15 protein-coding genes are annotated in these 13,925 nt (G+C 65.0%); all 15 read right to left on the bottom strand.

Annotated elements, in window-relative coordinates; all coding sequences use genetic code 11:
- Positions 1-19: 19 nt before the first annotated feature.
- The gene (serA, locus tag LPB072_RS17855; protein WP_066085443.1) at positions 20-1,237 is read right to left on the bottom strand and encodes a phosphoglycerate dehydrogenase; all 1,218 of its coding nucleotides are present in this window, start codon (positions 1,235-1,237) and stop codon (positions 20-22) included.
- Between the two features lie 85 nt (positions 1,238-1,322).
- Positions 1,323-1,868, bottom strand: a complete 546-nt coding sequence (sufT, locus tag LPB072_RS17850) for a putative Fe-S cluster assembly protein SufT (RefSeq protein ID WP_066085447.1) — start codon at positions 1,866-1,868, stop codon at positions 1,323-1,325.
- Positions 1,865-2,338, bottom strand: coding sequence for a Fe-S cluster assembly sulfur transfer protein SufU (sufU, locus tag LPB072_RS17845; RefSeq protein WP_066085450.1), 474 nt, complete (start codon positions 2,336-2,338; stop codon positions 1,865-1,867). Before sufU ends, sufT begins: the two co-directional genes overlap by 4 nt.
- Complete coding sequence (locus LPB072_RS17840; protein WP_066085453.1) at positions 2,335-3,591, bottom strand: aminotransferase class V-fold PLP-dependent enzyme; 1,257 nt, start codon at positions 3,589-3,591, stop codon at positions 2,335-2,337. Before LPB072_RS17840 ends, sufU begins: the two co-directional genes overlap by 4 nt.
- Positions 3,584-4,888: a SufD family Fe-S cluster assembly protein gene (locus LPB072_RS17835; RefSeq protein WP_066085458.1), complete on the bottom strand. Its 1,305-nt coding sequence runs from the start codon at positions 4,886-4,888 to the stop codon at positions 3,584-3,586. Before LPB072_RS17835 ends, LPB072_RS17840 begins: the two co-directional genes overlap by 8 nt.
- Before the next feature lie 2 nt (positions 4,889-4,890).
- Positions 4,891-5,661: a Fe-S cluster assembly ATPase SufC gene (gene sufC, locus LPB072_RS17830; protein ID WP_066085463.1), complete on the bottom strand. Its 771-nt coding sequence runs from the start codon at positions 5,659-5,661 to the stop codon at positions 4,891-4,893.
- 32 nt (positions 5,662-5,693) lie between these two features.
- Positions 5,694-7,157 (bottom strand): Fe-S cluster assembly protein SufB, encoded by a 1,464-nt coding sequence (gene sufB / locus LPB072_RS17825; protein ID WP_066085465.1) that lies wholly within the window; start codon positions 7,155-7,157, stop codon positions 5,694-5,696.
- Entirely contained in the window at positions 7,154-7,579 is a 426-nt protein-coding gene (locus tag LPB072_RS17820; protein WP_066085468.1) for a group III truncated hemoglobin, read from the bottom strand. Before LPB072_RS17820 ends, sufB begins: the two co-directional genes overlap by 4 nt.
- Before the next feature lie 318 nt (positions 7,580-7,897).
- On the bottom strand, positions 7,898-8,548 hold the full coding sequence (locus LPB072_RS17815; RefSeq protein ID WP_157559351.1) for a YHS domain-containing (seleno)protein: 651 nt from the start codon (positions 8,546-8,548) through the stop codon (positions 7,898-7,900).
- Between the two features lie 106 nt (positions 8,549-8,654).
- Positions 8,655-9,770, bottom strand: coding sequence for a glutathione S-transferase family protein (locus LPB072_RS17810; protein WP_066085477.1), 1,116 nt, complete (start codon positions 9,768-9,770; stop codon positions 8,655-8,657).
- Between the two features lie 505 nt (positions 9,771-10,275).
- Positions 10,276-10,905: a class I SAM-dependent methyltransferase gene (locus tag LPB072_RS17805; protein ID WP_066085479.1), complete on the bottom strand. Its 630-nt coding sequence runs from the start codon at positions 10,903-10,905 to the stop codon at positions 10,276-10,278.
- Between the two features lie 13 nt (positions 10,906-10,918).
- A complete protein-coding gene (locus tag LPB072_RS17800) occupies positions 10,919-11,266 on the bottom strand; it encodes a DMT family transporter (protein WP_066085484.1) in 348 nt (115 codons plus the stop codon).
- A 9-nt stretch (positions 11,267-11,275) separates the two neighbouring features.
- Entirely contained in the window at positions 11,276-12,109 is an 834-nt protein-coding gene (phnE, locus tag LPB072_RS17795) for a phosphonate ABC transporter, permease protein PhnE (protein ID WP_066085487.1), read from the bottom strand.
- 40 nt (positions 12,110-12,149) lie between these two features.
- Positions 12,150-12,992: a PhnE/PtxC family ABC transporter permease gene (locus tag LPB072_RS17790; protein WP_066085490.1), complete on the bottom strand. Its 843-nt coding sequence runs from the start codon at positions 12,990-12,992 to the stop codon at positions 12,150-12,152.
- A 93-nt stretch (positions 12,993-13,085) separates the two neighbouring features.
- The gene (locus tag LPB072_RS17785) at positions 13,086-13,922 is read right to left on the bottom strand and encodes a phosphonate ABC transporter ATP-binding protein (protein ID WP_066085493.1); all 837 of its coding nucleotides are present in this window, start codon (positions 13,920-13,922) and stop codon (positions 13,086-13,088) included.
- Positions 13,923-13,925 lie beyond the last annotated feature (3 nt).

The following is a 13,925-nucleotide window of genomic DNA, read 5'->3' as shown; positions in this document are numbered from 1 at the left end:
GGCTTGTGGCGGCCTGTTTTCAGTCCGCCGCGTTCATTGCCAGAAACGCCCTGACCGTGCCGTCGACGCCGCGCAACGCCGTCAGTGTGGCTTCGTTGGGCACCACGCTCAGGTCGATCACCGCCACGCCCATGCCGTCACCGGTTTCCAGGTGCAGCAGCGAGACGTTGATGTCGGCGTCGGCCAGCACGCGGTTGAGCTGCGACATGACCCCCGGCTGGTCGCGGTGCAGGTGCACCAGGCGCGAGGCCGATCGCGGCGCCCCCACGGCCAGGGTTGGCAGGTTGACGCTGCCATTGATCGCCCCCTGCAACAGGTAGTCGCGCAGCTTTTCCGATACTTCCACTCCGAGGTTGCGCTGCGCCTCCACTGTGGAACCACCCACGTGGGGCGTCAGGATCACGTTGTCGAGCGCACGCAGTGGCGACTCGAATTCGGCGCTGTTGGATGCCGGTTCCACAGGGAATACGTCGATCGCGGCACCGCGCAAATGTTCGGACTTCAAGGCCGCGTAAAGCGCATCGATGTCCACTGCGTGACCTCGCGCGAGGTTGATGAAGACCGATCCTGGCTTCATCTGCGCCAGGCGCTCGGCATCGATCAGCAACCGCGTGCGCTCGGTCTGCGGCACGTGCAGGCTGACCACATCGGCCTCGCGAAGCAATGCCTCCAGTGAGGGCGCGGCGCTGGCGTTCCCCAGCGGCAGCCGCGCTTCGATGTCGTGGTAGACCACGCGCATGCCGATCGCTTCGGCCAGCAGGCCAACTTGTGTACCGATCTTGCCGTAGCCGACGATGCCCAGCGTTTTGCCGCGCACTTCATTGGAGCCGCGGGAGTCCTTCAGCCAGACGCCGCGCCGCGCCGCCGCATGGCGTTCGGGCACCCGGCGCATCAGTTCGATGGAATGACCGAGCACCAGTTCGGCCACCGATCGGGTATTGGAAAACGGGCCATTGAACACGCCCAGGCCGCGCTCGCTGGCCGCTGCCAGATCGATGTTGTTGGTGCCGGTGCAGTAGGCGCCAACCGCCATCAGCGAGTCCGCCTGGGCCAGCATTTCGCGGTTCAGTGCGGTGCGTGAGCGCATGCCGAGCACATGCACGCCGGGCAGCAGCGAAGCGAGCTCGATGGCATCGGGCGCGTGCTTCAGGCGCACGATGTGCGCACCGGGCAAGGTTTCCAGAATCGGCGTGGCGCTGGCGTGCACGTCTTCGAGCAACAGAATGTTGAGGGTCATGGGGATGGGTATGGAAGTTTGAAAAAGGGAAAGGGATAGGGATAGGCGGCGTTTGTGGCGCCATGCACGGGGTGGCCTTGAATGATCACAGGCCGAGCGTCAACAGGGCTGCATCGGACATGCGGGATTTGTCCCAGGGTGGATCGAACACGAACTCGACATCCACCTCACCCACGCGGGGCAGGGCCAACAGCTTCTCATGAATCTCCTCCACCAGCATTTCGCCCATGCCACAACCGGGCGCCGTCAAGGTCATCTTGATCACGATCCGGAATTCACCGCCTTCCATCGGCAGCACGTCGCAGATGTAGACCAGGCCGAGTTCAACGATATCCACCGGAATTTCCGGGTCGTAGCAGGTTTTGAGCGTTTGCCAGACCAGGCCCCGCAGGCTCTCCGGGCTGACGTCGGCGGGCAACACCGGCGCAAGCGGCACCGGCTTGCCGATGGCATCGGCGTCGACACCGGCCAGGCGCATCAGCTGGCCCTCGACCAGCAAGGTGAACGACGCACCCAGCGCCTGCGTGATCTGCGCCAGCGTACCCGGCGGCAGCTCCGCAGGGCTGCCATCGGGCACAAGGGTGACGCGCACCTCGCGCGTGACCATCACGCGTTCGCGCGGCGCGCTCATGACGCGGCCTCCGGCGTGGCGTTGGAGGTATCGCCTTCGGTGCCCAGGGCGTGCATCAGGGCGTGCCAACCCAGCAGGGCGCACTTGATGCGGCCCGGGTAACGGCGTACGCCGGCCAGGCTGACCAGCTTGCCCAGGTGGGCGCCTTCCGGCTCCATCTGCCCGGTGAGCACGGCGCGAAAACGCGCATGCAGTTGCTGCGCCAGCGCGGCGTCCTGACCCAGCACCGCCTCGGTCATCATCGATGCGGACGCAATGCAGATCGCGCAGCCCTGGCCGCTGAAGCGGATATCTTTTACCTTGCCGTGGTCCATCACCATGGCCACTTGAAGGTCGTCACCACACTGCGGGTTTTGCCCCCGTGCCTGGTGGGTCGGCGCGGGCAGCGTGCCGAAATGGCGCGGCGCGCGCTTGTGGTCCATCACAACCTCCTGGTAGAGGTCCAGTTCGGCTGCGGTTTCTGTGTTCATTGCAGCACCTTCAAGGCATGTGCCACGCCGGCGAGCAGGCGCTCGACCTCGGCATGGGTGTTGTAAAGCGCAAACGAGGCGCGGGTGGTCGGCCCCAGGCCCAGGTGTTCCTGCAGCGGCTGGGCGCAGTGGTGGCCGGTGCGCACCGCGATGCCTTGTTGATCGAGCAAGGTGCCGATGTCGTGCGGGTGCACACCATCGGCGGCAAACGAGACGATGGCCGAAGCGCGGCTGTCCAGAGACAGCACTGTGACGCCCGGCAGCGCGGCCAGGCCCACCGCGGCGTGTTCGCGCAACGCGCCGAGATGGGCGTCGATGCGGGCCCGTCCGACCTGGTCGATGAAAGCGGCGGCCGCCGCCATGCCAATCGCGCCCGCCACGTTGGGTGTGCCACCCTCCAGGCGCGCTGGCAACTCGGTAAAGCTGGTCTCGGTGGCGCTGACCCAGGCCACCATGTCCCCGCCGTAGCGCAAGGGCTCCAGCCGTTCCAGCGCGGCGCGGCATCCGGCCAGCACGCCGGTGCCCATGGGTCCGTACATTTTGTGGCCAGAGAACACCATGAAATCGCAGGCCAGCGCCGACAGGTCGGGCACGCCGTGGGCCACGGCCTGGGCCGCATCGAGCACGGTCAGGGCCCCGGCGTCTGCCGCGATTTCGAGCAAGGCCTCGTACGGCGGACGCTCACCGGTGGCGTTGGCGCAGGCGGTGAGCGCCAGCACGCGGGTGCGGGCATTCAGAAGTGGCTTGAGATCGTCGACGTGCAACCGACCCTCGGCATCGGGCCGCAGTACCCGCAATACCGCCCCGGTGCGCCGCGCCACCTGTTGCCAGGGCACGAGGTTGGCGTGGTGTTCCAGCCCGCTGACGACGATCTCATCGCCGGCTTGCAGCCAGGCGGGCTGAATGCCTGGCGTGGAAAGCCCGTGGGCCACCATGTTCAGCGCATCGGTGGTGCCCGAGGTGAACACCAGTTCGTGCTTCGGTCCGGCGCCGACAAAGCGCTTTAGCTCGATGCGCGCGCGTTCGAAAGCGTCGGTGGCGCGCTGGCTGAGCGTGTGCACCCCCCGGTGGATGTTGGACCGGTCGTTCTGCTCGAAGGCGCGCATCGCGCCTTGTACCGGCAAGGCCATCTGGGTGGTGGCGGCGTTGTCGAGGTAGGCCAGTGGCGCACCGTGAATGCGCTGCGCGAGCGCCGGAAACTGGGCCCGCAAGGCCTCCAGCGAACCGGGGTCGGTCAGAAACGTATCACCCATGTTGGGTCTCCCGCGTGGTGCTGGGCATGGTGCTGCCATCGGCCAGGTGCCGGGCCACCGCCTGGCGCAACAGGCCAGCCAGGTCCAGTGTCTCGATCAGACGAACGTCATCGAAGGCACGCATGAACAGGGCATGGGCCATGCCCTCGATGATCAGTCCGCGTGCGCTGCGCTCATCCAGACCCCGTTGTCGGGCGTAGAACAAGGCGTCTTCGGGCAAGGCGCCCCAGGTGGCGCCGTGGGCCGCCTGCACTTGATCGTGGTGGATTTCCAGGTGCGGACGCAGGATCAGCCTGGGCTGACCACCGGTGGGCACGCCGCTGAGCCGCTGTCGCACATCGGCGTCGGCGGCTCCCGGTGCGATGCGGGTATGGGCGTTGACCACCGCCCGCGCCGCGCCACTGGCCAGCGCCAGCGCTTCGACGCTGCTGCGGGTGCGCTCGCCGGTGTGTTGCAGTCGCACCTGTTGTTCGAGGCTGGACCCGGCGGCGAGCAGCAGCCCTGCCGTGCTGGCGACCGCACGTTCACCCTTGAGTTCAACCACCTGGCGCTGCAGGTGGTACTGGCCGCCATTGGCGATCAGGCCTTGTTCGTAGCGCGCGCCATCGGCCAGTTGCACATGGAGGTGGTGGGCAATGCGGTCGTCCGAGCCGGGCATCACGCAGCGCAGGTGTTGCAGGGTGGCGCCCGCACCCAGCCTGATGTGGGCACGCAGGTTTTGCACCACCGCCTGCCCGCAGGCCACCGCCTCGCGGTCATGCGTCTCGACCAGCACGCAATGCACGCCGGCCTGCACCTCGATCACCAGCATCGGCGCTTCGACTGCGCTGCGTGGTTGGTGCCTCAGTTGCACCCAAACGGTCTCGGGCGTGGCGCGACCCGCAGGCTCCGCGCCGCCGATGTTCAAGCGCAAACCACGGCGGCACAGTGCGCGGTGCGCCCAGGCAAAGGGCGCGGCATCGCGCGCGTCGATGTCGCTCAAGGCAACCGCACCACCGGGGTACATCGGCAAAGGCAGGTCGGCAAACAGCTCCTTGCGCTGGGTCGGGTCGGATGCATCGAGCCAGTGGGCGTCGATGCGGCCTTGCGGTGTTTCACCCAGTGGGTGCAGCGTCCAGCCGGCGCCGGTCAGCGGGTGCGCGTCGCAGCCTGCTTTGGCGTTTTCGGTTTCTTCGCCCAGCCAGGCGGCGGCGGGCGGTGGTGGCTGGTGGCGGAACGCCTCAGCGTGGCGCGGGATCCAGCCAAAGTGGGCCAACCGGTCGCGGGCGGCCAGCATGTCGGCGCGTGCGTGGTCCATGTTCAGGCCTCCATTGGTTCGGCGGCGCGAGCAAAGCCGGTGCGCGAGATGTCCCGCGCCAGCGCCAGGTCACCGGTTTCTGCGATGCAGCCCTGATCGAGCCGCAGCACCGCGTCGGGCTGCAAAGACTCGATCAGCTGCAGGTAGTGCGACACCACCACAAAAGCGGTGCCATCAGCACGCATGGACTGAACCAGTTCCACCACGGCCCGGGTGCCGTCCACGTCCATGCCGGAATCGATTTCGTCAAGCAACGCCAGCTTGGGCTTCAGCAGGGCCAGTTGCAGCAGCTCGTTGCGCTTGCGCTCACCGCCAGAGAAACCGTCGTTGACCGGGCGCGACAGCATGGCCTCGGGCAGGCCCAGACGGCTGGCCGTGGCGCGGGCGTCGCCAAGGAAATCAAACGCATCCAGCGGTGCCTCGCCGCGCGCTTCGCGCACGGCGTTGAGGGCCGTCCGTATGAACAGGTTGTTTTTCACGCCCGGAATGTCGGGTGGAGCCTGGAACGAGACAAACAGGCCGGCGCGGGCGCGTTCTTCCGGGTTCAGTGCCAGCAGGTCCTGGCCGCCAAAACGGGCCTGACCGCCTACCACCTGGTAGCGCGGATGGCCTGCGAGCGTCAGGCCCAGCGTGCTCTTGCCGCTGCCGTTGGCCCCCATGAGCACCACCAGCGAACCGGCCGGCACATCGAGCGAAATCGATTTCAATACGTGGCGCCCGCCAATGTCCACACGCAGATCTTGCACTTGCAACAGGGGTTGGGAAGAGGTCATGGTGGTTCTTTCTGAATACGGGAATGGAAAAATCAGCCGACAGCGCCTTCGAGTGACACCGCCAGCAGGGCTTTGGCTTCGAGCGCGAACTCCATCGGCAACTCGTCGAGCACCGCCTGGCAGAAACCGCCCACAATGAGCGCCGTGGCTTGTTCGGGGGCAATGCCACGCTGTTGGCAATAGAACAGGCGTTCTTCGGAAATGCGGGTGGTGGTGGCCTCGTGTTCCACCATGGCGTCGTCGCGCGCGGCGTCGATGTAGGGGAAGGTGTGGGCGCCGCAGTCGGGGCCGATCAATAGCGAGTCGCACTGGGTGTGGTTGTGGGCGCCGGTCGCTGTTGGGGCGATGCGCACCAGGCCGCGGTAGCTGTTCTGGGCGTGGCCGGCACTGATGCCTTTGGAGACAATGCGGCTCTTGGTGTTGCGGCCCAGATGGATCATCTTGGTACCGGTGTCGGCTTGCTGAAAGTGGTTGCTGACCGCAATCGAATGGAACTCGCCGTTGGAATCGTCGCCGCGCAGCACCACACTGGGGTACTTCCAGGTGATGGCCGAGCCGGTTTCGATCTGGGTCCAGGCGATGTGTGAGCGCTGTCCCGCGCACAGGCCGCGCTTGGTGACGAAGTTGTAGATGCCACCGCGCCCCTGTTCATCGCCGGGATACCAGTTTTGCACCGTCGAGTATTTGATGTGGGCGTCGTCGTGGGCGATCAGCTCGACCACCGCCGCGTGCAGCTGGTGTTCATCGCGCTGCGGAGCGGTACAGCCTTCGAGATAGCTTACGTGGCTGCCTTCTTCGGCAATGATCAGCGTGCGTTCGAACTGGCCGGTGTTGGCCGCGTTGATGCGGAAATACGAAGACAGCTCCATCGGGCAACGCACACCTTTGGGGATGTAGACAAAAGAGCCATCGGAAAACACCGCCGAGTTGAGCGCGGCGTAAAAATTGTCGCCCTGTGGCACCACCGAACCGAGATAGCGCTCGATCAGTTCCGGGTGGTTCTGCACCGCGTGGGAGAACGAGCAGAAGATGACGCCAACCTTGGCCAGTTGCTCACGGAAGGTTGTTCCGACCGAGACCGAATCGAACACCGCGTCGACCGCCACGTTGCTCACCCCGGCCAGACGGGCCCGCTCATGCAACGGCACACCGAGTTTTTCGTAGGTTTCCAGCAGCTTGGGATCGACCTCGGCCAGACTCTTGGGGCCGTCTTTTTGCGACTTGGGCGCCGAGTAGTAGCTCAGGGCCTGGAAGTCCACCGGCTCTATGCCCAGCTGGCCCCAGTTGGGGTGCGCCATCGCCTGCCAGCGTTCGAAAGCGGCCAGGCGCCACTTCAGCAAGAATTCGGGCTCACGCTTGCGCCGCGAGATGGCTCGAACGGTGTCGGCGTCGAGCCCGGGCGGCAAAGAATCGTTTTCGACCTCGGTCACAAAACCGTGGCGGTAAGACTGTTGCAGCGCCTGGGCCAGCGGCGGCGCTTGTTCGAGTGTGGTCATGGCTGGGCTCCTGTGTCGGTGTGGTGCGGATTCAAGGGCTGGCCAAAATGGCCTCGGTACAACTGACTGGCCATGCCCATGGCCACATGCTGGAATCGGCCAGCGCTGGCGGCATCAAAAGCCGCGCTGGTGTGCTGGCGCCACAAAGTGATCCAGCGCGTGAAATGTTCGGGCGTGACGCCTGGCACCACCATGTGTTTGGCATAGACGTTGCCTTTGTAGCTGTGCGTGCCCAGCATGACGGTGCTCCAGAACGCAACCATTCGAGGCAGATGCGCATCCCACCGGCCCGCGAGAACGCCCTCAAAGGTGGGGCCAAGCAGGTTGTCGGCCCGCACGTCGCGGTAGAAACGCGTCACCAGCCGGGTGATCGAATCCCGGTTCAGGTTGGCGGGTGGGGTTGTCTGGAGGTCGCTGTGCATGAAAAGCCTGCTTTAAAGATGCATATTGTATGACTCTTTAAGGGAATCCGCAGTCAAGGGCAGCGTTACCCGTTGGCCCATCGTGGGTTTAGTCCCCTCGGCGCAAGGCGACCTCAGCCAAACGCTGGGCCTGAATCGCATCAACAAAAATGAGTCCTTGGCGTTCACCACGGTCGGCGGCCCCTGTTCAACCATCGGTTACTTCCGGCATCACAGAACCAGATGGCGGCGTCTACCGCATCGGCTCAACAGGCGTGTTGCCGGCAGCGTCCCTGTGGGTCAAAACGCCCTCTTCGAAACCCGAGAAAACGGTCCGGGTCAAGGCGCCGCCGGCACCACCTGGGGTTGCCCCGGCATCACCGGCAAGCTGCCCGCCGCGCGCTTCGCTTCCCATTCGGCTTGCAAGGCGGCGTCGCTCTTGTAGTGCGGCACGCGGAATATCAGGCGCTTGTATCGAACAACCAGCGGGTTGCTGTCGGCGATTTCGCTGGTCCAGTATTGGTGGGCGCGCTGCAGGTTGAGTTCGGTTTCCATTTCAAACTGGTCGCGTGACGATTGCCCGCCGAACACATAGAGCTTGCCGCGGTAGATGCGCCAGGTGTTGGGGCCCCCGCCTGCGCCCCAGGGAACGGCGTAGTTGATGCCGTTGCTGCAGAAACCACCGAACTGCGGCATATAGGTTTCCGGACTGCGCAGGAATTCTGCCTGGTTCTCGGCGCTGGAAAAGCGCCAGGTGACGCCCATGAAATCGCTCTGATTGGCGGGGTCACCGACCACCGCGTCGTTCACCTTGAAATAGGCCACAGGGTCGTATCCCATCAACATCAGGTTGGTGGCCGAAGCATCACTCGTGGTGCGAAATGGAGGCCCCTGGTCAGCGCTGACTTCGGCGTGGGCAACAGAAGGCAGGGCTATGGCGAACAGCGTTGCACATGCGGCGAGGGCGATCACAGTTTGGCGGCGGTTCATGTCAGGCTCCTTTGCATCCAGGACCAAGGGTAAGCCATGGGCGGTGTTTGGCCAACCACTGATGCCTTTTTGCCCAAGTGAACCCAAGGACGGGGTTCCAGAAAACTCAGGCAGATACCAGCGCCACGCTCATGCCATCGCGGCGCAGGGGGGGCGGATCTTCAAACCGGCGAAATGCGTCACCTCCCACTTGATCCAGCAGTTGGTCAGCGGCCACACGGCCATCACCGCGGGTGGCGAGGTAGGTTTCACGCGCACGCTGCAGCATCCAGAGGGCATAGGGCCGGGTGATGCGCTGGCCGGTCTGGCCTTCCAACCGGAAAGCATGTTTGCCGATCACACGCGGCACCGGTTCGTCGGGGTTCAGGGTCAGCCAGGCTTGAAAGCGGTGAGCAGTTTCAGTCAGGTCTGGCAGTTGTTCGCGCATCTGGCGGGCCAGTATGGGCAGCAGGGTTTCAGGGATCTGGCCAGTGGCGGGGAAGGCGGCCAACGGTTGAACGGGGGCCGCACTCAGGCGCTCGATCCAGCGCACCACGGCTGGCGCGCGCTGTTTCATGATGGCGCCGCTGGCGGGGTCTCGGTAGAGGTGAGCGTACAGCGGCCCGTACAACCCGAAGTCGGCCACCGAGGCGTGCGCGCCCAGGGCGAAAGGGTGTTGCTCAAAGTGGGTGTTCAACTCCTGGAGCAAGCCGAGGTAAGCCTGCTCAACCGCTGCGTGCATGGCGGGTTCCGCGCCCAGCAATTCGGCGGCCTGTGCAAAGGGCCCGGCGGAACGCTCGCCGGCGCTGCGTTGCTCGGCTTCGCTGCCCTCGGGCATCGCCAGCGCACCAAAGGCCTGAATGGCCCAGTCGCGGTTGTGGTGCCAGCGGTAGTGCATGGCGGGCAGCAGCAACCATTCGTCGCCCAGCAGTTCGAGCAGGCGCGCCACCAGCTGTTGCACCGCACCCGGCGGCTGGATCGACGGATCGGGGTGTTGGCTTTCCAGCGTGTCGATGATGTCGGTGCTGTCTTGCAGCCAGGCGCCTTCGGGCGTGTGCACCACGGGTATCACGGGGAAACCAATGCGGGGAATGATGGTGTGGCGGTACACATCGCGGTTCGCATGCACCTCTTCAAAAGGCAAACCTTTCCAACGCAGGTAGGCGCGGACCTTGGCGCTGAAATAGCTGATGTCGGCGCCATAGAGGCGCAGGGCAGGGGAGGGCGTGTGCACGTCGTTCATGGGTGCAGTGTCGCTGCCGTTGGGCTCGAGCACCGTATCGCCTGTGACACGGGCGCACCGCTCGACCTCCGCCGTGCAGGCTCAGCGCCCGTTGTTGGGGTCGTCGAACGCGATTGCTGGCAAACATGGTCTCGTCGCCGGCGCCCGTGCAATCGCTGGGAACACCGCCTTGCTGCCCTGAACCGGCCCGGTTCAACAGGGCGGAAATGTTGTCGCGGTGTTGGCACATGCACAGCCGGGCTGCCGACGCGGTGGCCTCTTCACATGCTTGTGCAGACACCCAAAAGCGGGCTCTGAATTGCGGGGTCGGTTGGCAACGCATGGCGGGAATGACGGTTGTCATTCTGTCCAGTCAAACCTCGCGAGGCAGTGGGGCATGGGCCAGGGGCTGGCAGGCAAGGGCCGCGAACCGCAAAGCGGATGTCAGCGTGATTCGTTGAACCGACCTCGTGCCTTTTTTTTGAGGGCGCGGTGCTTTCAGAATCGAGGCTGGCTGCCCGTCTGCTTATGGCGGGTCTCCCCGTTTGATACCACTGGCGACGTAGCCCATGCCCCATTGGGTACTGTGCCATTGGAAATCGCTGCAAGCCGCCGCGACATGGCTCCAGGGTTCCCACAGATCGGCGGCTTTGGCGTTGTAGGGGCGGTTTTTCAGCCAGGCCAGGATGTTCAGCGGCCCGGTCCACCAGGGGAAGAACTTGATGCCGGCCATGGCCACGCGTGCGCCGGGTTTGACCTGTCTCAGGATGTTGGCCACGGCGGCAGGTGTGCGGCAAATGTCGTGGGTGTAATTGAAGAGCACGGCATCGGCCATGCCGGGCAGATTCACCGTTTCAGCCGGGGCTTGCAGGTGCAAGACGTTGGGCCAATGCTCACGTTGAACACGTTGCTCGCCCACGGCAAACATCTCGGGGCTTTGCTCGAAACCCCACACCTGTCCCGTGTCGCCCACGCCATCGCGCAACAGGGCATAACTCAATCCTGTGCCAGCACCCACATCGATCACGGTTTCCCCGGCACGCAGATGCAGCAGGGCGATCGTGCGCCGCCGCAGTGGCATGGTGAACTCGGCCGAAGCGTCGTAGCCGGCGGCTTTGTCGCGGTAGCGTTCGATGGAAATCTGGTTGGGGTTCATGGGTGATGTGATGTCAGGTGCCGACACGGGAAGCCGAGTGCAGGCCCATCACGCCGATCACGATGAGCCCGATGCTCACCATCTTGATGGCGGTGGCGGGTTCCCTGAAATAGAAGATGCCGATCGCGGCGGTGAGAACCGTGCCCGCTCCCGACCACACGCCGTAGGTCACGCTCAGACCCAGGACGCGAATCACCATGGTGTTGAGCGCAAAAGAGAAAGCGTAGAACACCACCATCATCAAAGAGGGTGTCAGGCGCGTGAACCCTTCGGCCAGCCGCATGCAGGTGGTGCCGCCGACCTCCATCAGGATGGCGATGGCCAGAACGAACCAAGCTTGAGAAATGGTCAACAACGGCATACAGGCACTTTAGCGGCTGAGCAGCCGACGCGACAGATGGCTTGTCGCATCAACGATGCCCACGAGGATGAGCATGGCGCCGAGGATGGTGGCGGTTTTGCCCATCTGGAACAGACCCATGTGAAAGGCCAGCAACTGGCCCAATCCGCCCGCACCGACCACCCCCAGGACGGCCGCCGCCCGGATGTTGTTTTCCCAGCGGTAGAGTGTGTAACTCATGAGTTGCGGCAAGATCTGCGGCAGCGTGGCGTAGAGAAATACGCGGCCCTGGCCCACGCCCTGTGCGCGCAAGGCATCGCCCGGTCCGGTGGGTGCGTTTTCCACCGCCTCGGCGAACAGCCGGCCGAGCACCCCGGTGGTGTGCAGCGCCAGCGCCAGCGTGCCGGCGAAAGGGCCGAGTCCGGCCGAGATCAACAGCAGCGCAGCCCACACCAGCTCGGGAATCGAGCGCAAGGCGTTGAGAAGCAAGCGGGTCGGGCCGCGGGCCCAGGCTGTGTCACCCGCCACCAGCCGGCTTGCAGGCAAGGCCAGCGCCAGACCACCCATCGCAGCCAGCACCGTGCCCAGTGCCGACATCGCGAGGGTTTCCCATGCACCGATGGTCACCTTCCAGAGGAAGTCGGCAGAGGTCTCGGGCGGGAAAAACTCACCCAGAAAGCGCGACATGTCTTTCGCTGCTTGCCACGACAAAAACTGACCCCACTGCAAATCCAGCGACCAGAAGCTGGCTGCCACAAACGCCAGCAAGAGCACCGTGAACCAGCAGGCTCTGCAGCGTGCATCCCAGATGGGAGGTGGCAGGGGCGGGGCTTTTCGGGCCGCGGTTGGCTGGTTCACAGGCATGGTTTGTCCCGTGAGCCAGAAACGAAGTGGCGCTTGAGGGTCATCCGAGGGCCTTGCGAAGCCAGGCGCTCAACCGGTCGGCCAGCGCCACCAGCGCCATGAAGATCAGCAGCATGGTGGCGACTTCGCCGCCGTTGAACATCTTCATCGAGTTGTCCATCTGCTGTCCGAGACCCCCTGCGCCGACCAGACCGAGCACCACCGAAGAGCGAATCGCGCACTCCCAACGGTACACGGTGTAGCTGGTGAGTTCGGCTGCGCTGGCGGGCAGCAATCCATAGAAGAACGCCTGTAATCGGCCCGCGCCGTTGCGCAACAGGGTTTCGGTGGCGTGTGTTTCACCGCTTTCCAGAATATCGCCGTAGACCTTGCCGAGCATGCCGCCGTAGGTCAGCGCGATGGCCAGCACCCCAGCGGTAGGCCCCAGGCCCACAACCCGAACAAACACCAGCGCCCACACCAGCTCGGGCACGCTGCGCAACACGATCAGCAGCCAGCGAACGGTTTGTCGAAGCCAGAAAGGCCCGCGCGCCATGCGGCCTGACAGTGCCGAGATGGAAAGCACGCGGGTGGAGAGCAGCGTGAGGGGGATGGCCAGAAGCAGCGCCAGCGTTACGCCGGCCGTGGCCATGGCCACGGTACGCCACGTCTCTGCCAACATCAGCCGGAGGAACTCGCTGCCATGGGCCATCGGCCAGAAGCTGGCCAGAAAGTTGCCGCTCACGCGCAGGCTGTCGGGCTCCCACAGTTGCCACACCTTGAATTCGGTCGCGACCAGCAGGGGCCACATCAGCACCAGCGCCGCACTGCCCCAGAACAGGCGCGCGAGCCACGCCGGGTCGCGGTCGGGCGCGGGACGGGCGTTCAAATGAGCATGGACCATGGGAGGGTGCTCACCGGTTCTCGATGTTGCAGCGGTCGAGCGAGGGATGCAGACCGGCTCGTCGCGCCACATCGGCGCAGGGGCTGTTTGTCATCATCGGCAGTGCATCACTGCCGGTGGAGGTGCGGCGGGGCGGACGTCGTCCATCGCAGGCGCAGTTTCCCCAAGCAGCTCGTGCTCGAACTGGTCGTATAGCCGGGCCAGTTGCTCGGGCGTGACCTCTGCGGTGGGCAGGTCAAATGCCAACCGCCCGTCCCGCAGGCCAATCACCCTCGGAAAATGGGCCAATGCCATGTCGACCTGGTGCAAGGTGCTGATCAGCGTGGCGCCACGTTGGTGCGCGGCTTCGGTGAGGCTCTGCATGGCCTGGCGGGCACGTGTGGGGTCGAGCGCCGACAGCGGCTCATCCACCAGCCAGAGCTCGGCCGGCGCGAGCAGGGTGCGGGCCAGGCCCACGCGCTGGCGTTCGCCGCCAGAAAGGCGGTCGACGCGTTCGAAAATCTTGTCGCCCAGGTCGAACTGTTCCAGCGCATCAAATGCGGCGGGAATGTCGGCGGGGTAAAACAGGGACCGCACGCTGGCCCACAGACCCATGGCGGGCAATCGGGCGGCGAGCACGGCCGTGATCACGCGCTGGCGCGGCGGCAGGGGCGGCACCTGGGGCGCGAGCAGCAGGCGGCCACGCAGCCGCTGCAAGGCGCTGCGTGGCAAGTCCCAGGGTGATTCACCGTTCAGGCGCACAGCGCCGGAAGCTGGCGGCATGGCACAGGCCAGGATTTGCAGCAGCGTGGTCTTGCCGGCACCCGAAGGCCCGATCACAGCGACCTGTTCGCCCGATGCAAATGCCAGACTCAGGCCACGCAATGCGGGTTCAGCGTCATCGCGCGCGGCCGGATGGCGCGCGACAATGCTTTCAATCGCCAGTTTCAAGGC

Origin of the sequence: Hydrogenophaga crassostreae, from assembly GCF_001761385.1 — a bacterium.
Lineage (GTDB): Bacteria > Pseudomonadota > Gammaproteobacteria > Burkholderiales > Burkholderiaceae_C > Hydrogenophaga > Hydrogenophaga crassostreae.
The sequence above is the reverse complement of the archived record's forward strand: the minus strand, read 5'-3'. Positions and strand labels throughout refer to the sequence as shown.

Coding starts and splice junctions, on each gene's coding strand:
- LPB072_RS17820 (WP_066085468.1), bottom strand. CDS start 7,579: ATGCACAGCGACCTCCAGACAACCCCACCCGCCAACCTGAACCGGGAT.
- phnE (WP_066085487.1), bottom strand. CDS start 12,109: ATGCCTGTGAACCAGCCAACCGCGGCCCGAAAAGCCCCGCCCCTGCCA.
- serA (WP_066085443.1), bottom strand. CDS start 1,237: ATGACCCTCAACATTCTGTTGCTCGAAGACGTGCACGCCAGCGCCACG.
- sufB (WP_066085465.1), bottom strand. CDS start 7,157: ATGACCACACTCGAACAAGCGCCGCCGCTGGCCCAGGCGCTGCAACAG.
- sufT (WP_066085447.1), bottom strand. CDS start 1,868: ATGAGCGCGCCGCGCGAACGCGTGATGGTCACGCGCGAGGTGCGCGTC.
- LPB072_RS17790 (WP_066085490.1), bottom strand. CDS start 12,992: ATGGTCCATGCTCATTTGAACGCCCGTCCCGCGCCCGACCGCGACCCG.
- LPB072_RS17810 (WP_066085477.1), bottom strand. CDS start 9,770: ATGAACGACGTGCACACGCCCTCCCCTGCCCTGCGCCTCTATGGCGCC.
- LPB072_RS17815 (WP_157559351.1), bottom strand. CDS start 8,548: ATGAACCGCCGCCAAACTGTGATCGCCCTCGCCGCATGTGCAACGCTG.
- LPB072_RS17805 (WP_066085479.1), bottom strand. CDS start 10,905: ATGAACCCCAACCAGATTTCCATCGAACGCTACCGCGACAAAGCCGCC.
- LPB072_RS17800 (WP_066085484.1), bottom strand. CDS start 11,266: ATGCCGTTGTTGACCATTTCTCAAGCTTGGTTCGTTCTGGCCATCGCC.
- LPB072_RS17835 (WP_066085458.1), bottom strand. CDS start 4,888: ATGGACCACGCACGCGCCGACATGCTGGCCGCCCGCGACCGGTTGGCC.
- sufC (WP_066085463.1), bottom strand. CDS start 5,661: ATGACCTCTTCCCAACCCCTGTTGCAAGTGCAAGATCTGCGTGTGGAC.
- sufU (WP_066085450.1), bottom strand. CDS start 2,338: ATGAACACAGAAACCGCAGCCGAACTGGACCTCTACCAGGAGGTTGTG.
- LPB072_RS17840 (WP_066085453.1), bottom strand. CDS start 3,591: ATGGGTGATACGTTTCTGACCGACCCCGGTTCGCTGGAGGCCTTGCGG.